This window comes from Kitasatospora sp. NPDC054795, from assembly GCF_053611565.1.
Genome location: NZ_JBSHAP010000006.1, coordinates 127,900 through 136,502 on the forward strand (window position 1 = coordinate 127,900; position 8,603 = coordinate 136,502).

7 protein-coding genes are annotated in these 8,603 nt (G+C 72.2%); 6 read left to right on the forward strand and 1 reads right to left on the reverse strand.

Annotated elements, in window-relative coordinates; all coding sequences use genetic code 11:
* Window positions 1–17: 17 nt before the first annotated feature.
* Together egtD and ACWGJO_RS04010 are read left to right on the forward strand one after the other, a co-directional pair.
* A complete protein-coding gene (gene egtD, locus ACWGJO_RS04005) occupies window positions 18–989 on the forward strand; it encodes an L-histidine N(alpha)-methyltransferase (protein WP_452182016.1) in 972 nt (323 codons plus the stop codon).
* Window positions 990–1,133: 144 nt separating this feature from the next.
* Window positions 1,134–2,558 (forward strand): sugar porter family MFS transporter, encoded by a 1,425-nt coding sequence (locus tag ACWGJO_RS04010; RefSeq protein ID WP_452182017.1) that lies wholly within the window; start codon window positions 1,134–1,136, stop codon window positions 2,556–2,558.
* Between the two features lie 145 nt (window positions 2,559–2,703).
* Here ACWGJO_RS04010 and ACWGJO_RS04015 read toward each other — a convergent pair whose 3' ends face one another.
* Entirely contained in the window at window positions 2,704–3,396 is a 693-nt protein-coding gene (locus ACWGJO_RS04015) for a TetR/AcrR family transcriptional regulator (RefSeq protein WP_452182018.1), read from the reverse strand.
* A gap of 164 nt (window positions 3,397–3,560) precedes the next feature.
* Here ACWGJO_RS04015 and ACWGJO_RS04020 point away from each other — a divergent pair, with 164 nt between their 5' ends.
* The 4 genes from ACWGJO_RS04020 to ACWGJO_RS04035 all read left to right on the forward strand — a co-directional run bounded on the left by ACWGJO_RS04020 (window position 3,561) and on the right by ACWGJO_RS04035 (window position 8,382).
* The gene (locus ACWGJO_RS04020) at window positions 3,561–4,724 is read left to right on the forward strand and encodes an acyl-CoA dehydrogenase family protein (protein WP_387685162.1); all 1,164 of its coding nucleotides are present in this window, start codon (window positions 3,561–3,563) and stop codon (window positions 4,722–4,724) included.
* 50 nt (window positions 4,725–4,774) lie between these two features.
* Window positions 4,775–5,974, forward strand: coding sequence for a thiolase family protein (locus ACWGJO_RS04025; RefSeq protein ID WP_452182019.1), 1,200 nt, complete (start codon window positions 4,775–4,777; stop codon window positions 5,972–5,974).
* A gap of 69 nt (window positions 5,975–6,043) precedes the next feature.
* Window positions 6,044–6,802, forward strand: coding sequence for a 3-oxoacyl-ACP reductase FabG (gene fabG, locus ACWGJO_RS04030; protein ID WP_387685159.1), 759 nt, complete (start codon window positions 6,044–6,046; stop codon window positions 6,800–6,802).
* A 209-nt stretch (window positions 6,803–7,011) separates the two neighbouring features.
* Complete coding sequence (locus ACWGJO_RS04035; protein ID WP_387685157.1) at window positions 7,012–8,382, forward strand: S53 family peptidase; 1,371 nt, start codon at window positions 7,012–7,014, stop codon at window positions 8,380–8,382.
* Window positions 8,383–8,603: the final 221 nt, after the last annotated feature.

The window sequence follows — 8,603 nt, forward strand, 5'->3', positions numbered from 1 at the left end:
AGAGGAACCACCCTGTCATGGACACCTTCGATCTCGTCCGACTGCTGCCCTCCGACCACTTCAGCACCGCGCTGCGCCACGACGTGCGGCACGGGCTGACCTCGCAGCCCAAGTGGCTGCCGCCGAAGTGGTTCTACGACGCGCGGGGCAGCGAGCTGTTCGAGGAGATCACCCGACTGCCCGAGTACTACCCGACCCGCGCGGAGCGGGCCATCCTGACCGCCCGGGCCGGCGAGATCGCGGCCGCCACCGGGGCCCGCACCCTGGTCGAACTGGGCTCCGGCTCCTCCGAGAAGACCCGGCTGCTGCTGGACGCCCTGCGCGCGCTCGGCACCCTGGAGACGTACGTCCCGGTGGACGTCAGCGAGAGCGCCCTGACCGCGGCCGGCGCCGCGCTCGCCGCCGAGTACTCCGGACTCGCGGTGCACGGCGTGCTCGCCGACTTCACCACCCGGCTCGGGCTGCCGCCGGAGGGCGGCCCGCGCCTGGTCGCCTTCCTCGGCGGCACCCTCGGCAACCTGCTGCCCCAGGAGCGCGCCGCCTTCCTGCGCGGCCTGCGCGCCGCCCTCGACCCGGGCGACTTCCTGCTGCTCGGCACCGACCTGGTCAAGGACCCGGCGGTGCTGGTCGCCGCCTACGACGACGACGCCGGGGTGACCGCCGAGTTCAACCGGAACGTGCTGAACGTGCTCAACCGCGAGCTGGGCGCCGACTTCGACCCGGAGGCCTTCGAGCACGTCGCGCTCTGGGACGCCGAACAGGAGTGGATCGAGATGCGGCTGCGCTCGCTGCGCTCGCAGACCGTGAAGATCCCGACCCTGGACCTGCCGGTGCACTTCGCCCGGGGCGAGGAGCTGCGCACCGAGGTCTCGGCCAAGTTCCGCCGGGAACGGGTGGCCCGGGAGCTGTCGGCGGCCGGGCTGCGACTGAGCCACTGGTGGACCGACCCCCGGGGCCGGTTCGGACTCTCCCTCGCCTCGCCGGCCTGACCGGCACACCCGGGCGGCCCAATTTGCTTGTTCACCTTACGAATTCTCAGAGCGAAACTTGAGGGTCCAGGTGTACAAGACTTAAACGAATAGGGGTTACGATCTCGGCTACCGAGCTCAGCGTTGAGTACCAGGAGTCAGATCGTGAGCGTCACCCAGAAGCCCTCCGGGGCGGTCGAGGCCCCCGCGCCCGGCCGCCTCGGCTTCGTCGTCTTCATCACCGCGGCAGCGGCCCTCGGCGGCTTCCTCTTCGGCTACGACAGCTCCGTGATCAACGGCGCCGTCTCCGGGATCCAGGAGAAGTTCGGCGTCGGCAGCGGCGTGACCGGCCTGATCGTCTCCTCCGCGCTGCTGGGCTCGGCGGTCGGCGCCGCGTTCGCCGGACGGTTCGCCGACCGGTACGGCCGCATCAAGGTCATGAAGGCGGGCGCGCTGCTCTTCGCGATCAGCGCGGTCGGCTCGATGCTGCCGTTCTCCGCCTGGGACCTCGCCCTCTGGCGCGTCCTCGGCGGCGCGGCCATCGGCATCGCCTCGGTGATCGCCCCGACCTACATCGCCGAGGTCGCGCCGACCAAGTACCGGGGCCGGCTGGCCTCCTTCCAGCAGGCCGCCATCGTGCTCGGCATCGCGATATCCCAGCTGGTCAACTGGGTGCTGGCGCAGGCGGCCGGCGGCGACACCCGCGGCCAGCTGCTCGGGCTGGAGGCCTGGCAGTGGATGCTCGGCATCTGCGTCGTCCCGGCCGCGGTCTACTTCGTGCTCTCCTCGGTCATCCCCGAGTCCCCGCGCTACCTGATCCAGGCCGAGCGCCTGGACGACGCCCGCAAGGTGCTCGCCGAGGTCGAGGGCGAGCGAACGGACACCGACGCCCGGATCGCCGAGATCCAGTCGCTGATCGCCTCCGACCACCGCCCGCGCTTCCGCGACCTGCTCGGCGGCCGGTTCGGTCTGCTCCCCGTCGTCTGGGTCGGCATCGGCCTGTCGGTCTTCCAGCAGCTGGTCGGCATCAACGTGATCTTCTACTACTCGTCGATCCTGTGGCAGTCGGTCGGCATCGACCAGAGCAACTCGCTGCTGATCAGCTTCGTCGGCTCGGTGATCAACATCCTCGGCACCGTGATCGCGATCGTGCTGGTCGACCGGATCGGCCGCAAGCCGCTCGCCCTGATCGGCTCGGTCGGCATGGCGGTTGCGCTCGGCACCGCCGGCTGGGCCTTCTCCTCGGCCACCGGCAGCGGGGACAACCTCACCCTGCCCGACCTCCAGGGCACCGTCGCGCTGGTCGCCGCCAACGCCTTCGTGCTGTTCTTCGCGATGTCCTGGGGCGTGGTCGTCTGGGTGATGCTCGGCGAGATGTTCCCGAACCGGATCCGCGCCGCCGCCCTCTCCGTCGCCGCCTCCGCGCAGTGGATCGCGAACTGGGTGATCACCGTCTCGTTCCCGTCCATGTCGCACTGGAACCTGTCGGCGACCTACCTGGTCTACGCCGCCTTCGCGGCGCTGTCCGTCCTCTTCGTGGCGAAGTTCATGAAGGAGACCAAGGGTGTCCGGCTGGAGGACATGGGCTGATCCGCCGTCCCTCGGCCTCCCGGCCCCCGCACCCCCGCGCGATCGGCGCGGAGGCGCGGGGGCCGCGTCGTTTCCGCAGGGCCGGGCCCGCACGGCGAAGAGGCGAGGCCGGCCAGGCGTCGCGCGGCGGGCATCGCTCGACGGGTCAGGGCCGCTCGGCGAGCCGGGCGTAGCGCAGGGCGAGCCCGTCGAGCAGCGCCTCCAGCCCGGTCTCGAAGGCGCCCTCGTCCACCGTCCCCCGGTGCCCGGCCAGTCGGTGCGCCTCACCGAGGTGCGGGTAGTCGGCCGCGTCGTAGACCTCGGCGTCCGCCGGGAATCCGGCCGCGAAGGAGGCGAGCGCCGAGCCCGTGACGAAGTAGCGCATCAGGGCGCCGATCCTGGTGGCCTGTCCGCGGGGCCACCCGGACTCGACCAGGTGGCCGAAGACCGCGTCGGCCAGCCGCAGCGCGTTCGGCCGGCGCCCGGGGCCCTGGGCCAGGACCGGGACGATGTTGGGGTGAGCGGCCAGCGCGGCGCGGTAGGAGCGCGCCCAGTCGCGCAGCGCCTGCGGCCAGGCGCTCCCGGTACTCCCAGCAGCTCCCGCGGCCCCGGCGTCCCCCACGGCCCCGGCCGCGGCCCCGAACATCGACAGGTCGACCTCGCCGATGACGCTGTCCACCACCGCGTCCAGCAGGTCGTCCTTGGTGGCGAAGTGGTTGTAGAGCGAGGGCCCGCTGACGGACAGCTCGGTGGCGAGTCGGCGGGTGGAGAGGGCGTCCAGCCCCTCGTCGTCGATCAGCCGCAGTGCGGCGGCGACGATGCGCTCGCGGCTGAGCAGCGGGGTGCGTGGACGGGCCATCGCGGCGGGTTCCTCCGGTCGGGTGTGTCGGGGACCGATTCTGGCAGGTGCCCCTTCCCAGCGCGGGCCGGGCGGGGCTACAGTCGCCCTCATAAAACTTGCAGCGCTAGTTTAATCGGCCCGGACCCCGCACCGGGCCCAGGACACCGGATTCGGGAGCCGCCGTGAACCTGGAGCTGTCCGAGGAGCAGAGCGCCGTCCGTGACCTCGCCGCCTCCTTCACCGACCGCGAGATCGTCCCGTACGCCGCCGAGTGGGACCGCGCCGAGTCCGTCGACCGGGCGATCGTCGGCAAGCTGGCGAAGGTCGGCTTCCTCGGGCTGACCATCCCGGAGGAGTACGGCGGCAGCGGCGGCGACCACCTCGCGTACTGCCTCGTGCTGGAGGAGCTCGGGCGCGGCGACTCGGCCGTGCGCGGGATCGTCTCGGTCTCGCTCGGCCTGGTCGGCAAGTCCGTCAACGCCTTCGGCACCGAGGAGCAGAAGCGGCACTGGCTGCCCCGGCTCACCTCCGGCGAGTCCCTCGCCTGCTTCGCGCTCACCGAGCCGGGCACCGGATCGGACGCCGCCAACCTCACCACCCGGGCCGTCCGGGACGGCGACCACTGGCTGATCAGCGGCGCCAAGACCTTCATCACCAACGGCACCTGGGCCGACGTCGCGCTGGTCTTCGCCCGCACCGGCGGCGACGGACCGCAGGAGCGCGGCCACCGGGGCATCACCGCCTTCCTGGTCCCCACCGACCTGCCCGGCTTCACCCGCACCGAGATCCACGGCAAGCTCGGCCTGCGCGGCCAGGCCACCGCCGGGCTCTCCTTCGAGGACGTCCGGGTGCCGGACACCGCCCGGCTCGGCGAGGTCGGCAAGGGCTTCACGGTGGCGATGGCCGCGCTGGCCAAGGGCCGGATGTCGGTGGCGGCCGGCTGCGTCGGCATCGCCCGGGCCTGTCTGGAGGCCGCCGTCCGCTACGCGGGCGAGCGCGAGCAGTTCGGCAAGCCGATCGCCGCGCACCAGCTCGTCCAGGAACTGCTGGCCGGCATCGCCGTGGACGTCGAGGCGGCCCGGCTGCTCACCTGGAAGGTCGCCGACCACATCGAGCGCGGCCTGCCGTTCGCCACCGAGTCCTCCGTCGCCAAGCTGTACGCCAGCGAGGCCGCCGTGCGGGCCGCCAACAACGCGCTCCAGGTCTTCGGCGGCTACGGCTTCATCGACGAGTATCCGGTCGGCAAATACCTGCGCGACGCGCGGGTGATGACGCTCTACGAGGGCACCAGCCAGATCCACCAGTTGCTCATCGGACGCGCCCTGACCGGCGTCAACGCCTTCTGAACCCGCCCACGGACACCACCGCCCCGCCACCCGACAAGGAGCCCGACGACGTGCGTCCCGTCTACTTCGCCGCCGCCCGCCGCACACCCATCGGCCGGCTGCGCGGCGCGCTCGCCACGGTCCGCCCGGACGACCTCTCGGCCACCGTGCTGCGCGCCCTGCTCGCCGACGTCCCCGCGCTCGACCCCGCCCGGATCGACGACGTCTACTGGGGCGCCGCCAACCAGGCCGGCGAGGACAACCGCAACGCCGCCCGGATGGCCGTCCTGCTGGCCGGCCTGCCGGAGACCGTCCCCGGAGCCACCGTCAACCGGCTCTGCGCCTCCGGCCTGGAGGCCGTCACCCTCGCCGCCCGGGCCATCGGCTCCGGCGAGGCGGACGTGGTGCTGGCCGGCGGCTGCGAGTCGATGACCCGCGCGCCCTTCGTCCTGCCCCGCCCGGACGAGGCGCTGCCGCACCGGATGGAGACCTTCGACACCCGGCTCGGCTGGCGGCTCACCAACCCGCGGATGGCCGAACTGCACGGCGTGCTCAGCATGGGCGAGACCGCCGAGGAGGTGGCCGCCCGGTACGGCATCGGCCGGGAGCGCCAGGACGCCTTCGCGCTGCGCAGCCACCAGCGGGCCGGCGCCGCCCGCAAGGACGGGCACTTCGACGCCGAACTGGTCCCGGTCGAGCGGCCGGACGGCGTGACGGTGAGCCGGGACGAGGGCATCCGCGAGGACACCAGCCTGGCGAGGCTCGCCGGCCTCAAACCGGTGTTCCGCGCCGGGGGCACGGTCACCGCCGGGAACGCCTCGCCGATGAACGACGGCGCGGCCGGGCTCGTCCTGGTCGGCGAGGAGGCGCTGCGCGACCTCGGGCTCCAGCCGCTCGGCCGGTACGTGGCCGGCGCCTCGGCCGGGGTGCACCCGGATGTCATGGGCATCGGTCCGGTACCGGCCACGGCGAAGGTGCTCGCGCGGGCCGGCTGGTCGCTCGCCGATCTGGACACCGCCGAACTGAACGAGGCCTTCGCCGCCCAGGCGCTGGCCTCCGCCGACGGCATCGGTTTCGGCCCGGAGCAGGCCGAGGAGGTGGTCAACCCCAGCGGCGGGGCGATCGCGCTCGGCCACCCCCTGGGCGGCTCCGGCGCCCGCATCCTCACCACCCTGCTGCACCGGATGCGCCGTACCGGTGCCCGGCGCGGCCTGGCCACCATGTGCGTGGGTGTGGGGCAGGGAACGGCCGTGCTGGTCGAAAACGTCTGACCATCCGTGGTCCACCGCTTGTCGACCGTCAACTTGTCGACTGTCGATCCTAACCACCGAGGAGTTCACATGACGCGGTTCGCGGGCAAGGTCGCCGTGGTGACCGGCGCGGCGCAGGGCATCGGGGCGGCCACCGCCCGCCGGCTGGCGGAGGAGGGCGCGGCGGTCGCCGTCGTCGACCTCACCGCCGAGCGGGCGGCCGGGACGGTCGCCGAGATCACCGCCAAGGGCGGCACCGCACGGGCGTACGGCTGCGACGTGGCCGACTACGACGCCGTGGAGGCGGTGTTCGCCCAGGTCGCGGCGGACCTCGGCGGACTGCACATCCTGGTCAACAATGCCGGGATCACCCGGGACAACCTGTTCTTCCGGATGCCCAAGGCCGACTGGGACGCGGTGCTGACGGTCAACCTGACCAGCGCGTACAACTGCAGCCACGTGGCCCAGAAGTACATGGTGGCGCAGAAGTACGGGAAGATCGTCTCGCTCAGCTCGCGCTCCGCCCTCGGCAACCGGGGCCAGGCCAACTACGCGGCCGCCAAGGCCGGCATCCAGGGCCTCACCGCGACCCTGGCGATCGAGCTGGGCCCGTTCAACATCAACGTCAACGCCGTCGCGCCCGGGTACATCGCCACCGCGATGACCGCGGCCACCGCCGAACGGGTCGGCAGCAGCGCCGAGGACCACCAGGGCGAGGTCGCCGCCCGGACGCCGCTGCGCCGGGTCGGACAGCCGGAGGAGATCGCCTCGGTCGTCGCCTTCCTGGCCAGCGAGGAGGCCTCCTACGTCAGCGGGCAGACGCTGTACGTCAACGGCGGGGCGCGCTAGCCACCTTTCTGACGCATCGTCACCAGGTCGCCCCAAGTGGGAAGTTACTTTCCCCTGGGGCGACCTTTACCTTTTCGCGTGGCCGAGCATGACCATGCCCTTGATCATATGACCCCACCAATTGACTATGGCATGATCATGCGGCTCTCGATGGGATGGCCGGACCGACCCGACCGAACCAGGTCAGGCCCTGCGCCCCAAGGAGCCCCATGGGCAGCCCCGCCACCCTCCGCCGCGCCCTGGCCCTTCTCGCCGTGGGGGCCACCGCCCTCACGGCCGGCACCGTCGCCGTACCGGCCGCCGGTACCGCGATCGCCTCCCCCGCCCACGACCTCACGGGCGTCCACGTCCGCCCCGCCTCCTTCGGGCAGCACAGCGCCCAGGGCCGCCCCGCGCCGCTGAGCACCACCCAGTGCGTCAGCCAGGTCGGCATCCACTGCTACTCGCCGCTCCAGTACCGGGCCGCCTACAACCTGAACCCGCTGTACCAGGAGGGCATCACCGGCAAGGGCCGCACGATCGTCATCGTCGACTCCTTCGGCTCGCCGACCATCCAGCACGACCTGGAGGTCTTCGACAAGCAGTGGGGCATCCCGGACACCAACGTCGAGGTGGTCAAGTGGGGCAACGTCCCCACCTGGGACCCGAAGAACCCCGACCACACCGGCTGGGCCGGCGAGACCACCCTGGACGTCGAGTACGCCCACGCGATCGCCCCCGACGCCCACATCATCCTGGTCGAGACCGGCGTCGCCGAGACCGAGGGCACCACCGGCCTGCCCGAGATGATGGACGCCGAGAAGGCCCTCATCAAGGCCGGCCGCGCCGACGTCATCTCGCAGAGCTTCGGCGCCACCGAGAACACCTTCCCGGGCTACGACAAGGGCGACTTCAAGTCGCTCACCGATCTGCGGTACGCCTTCCAGGCCGCCGCCGACCACAACGTGACCGTGCTCGCCGCCTCCGGCGACAACGGCGCCACCGACGCCCAGGAGAACGGCAGCGACCTGTACCCGTACAAGGTCAACTCCTGGCCGTCCTCGGACCCGCTGGTCACCTCCATCGGCGGCACCCAGCTCACCCTGGACGACTCCGGCAACCGCACCGCGCCCGACAAGGTGTGGCACGACAAGTCCGGCGCCGGCGGCGGTGGCGTCTCGGGCATCTTCGAGCGCCCGTGGTACCAGGCCGGCGTCGCCGGCGTCACCGGCAACCACCGCGGCACCCCGGACATCAGCATGAGCGCGGCCGTGGACGGCGCCGCCTGGACCTACGAGTCCTACGACCCGACCTCGGTCGGCTGGCACCTCACCGGCGGCACCAGCGAGGCCACCCCGCTGTTCTCGGGCGTCGTCGCGCTCGCCGACCAGCTCGCCGGCCACCGCCTCGGCCAGCTCAACTGGCGCCTCTACGGCATGAACCTGCTGCCGAGCAAGTGGAGCGGCATCGTGGACGTCAAGCAGGGCGACAACGGCTGGAACGGCGTCACCGGTTACAACGCCACCGAGGGCTACGACCTCGCCAGCGGCCTGGGCACCATCGACGGCGCGAAGTTCGTGCACGCGATCGCCGGTCGGTGAGCCGCCCGGTCGTCGCCGGGTCGCGAGTGACAGGTGACCGGTAACAGGCGACCGGTAACAGATGACAGCGAACAGCTGACAGATTTCGAAATCTGTCAGCTGTTCGCTGTTTTCCGTCTGTTGTCGTGCGGCCGCCCACCCCCCCTGCCCCCCCGGGGGGGGGCGGGGGGCACCCGCAGGCCGGGCCCGCCGCCCGGCGGGCAGGCGGGCCCCACCCGGAA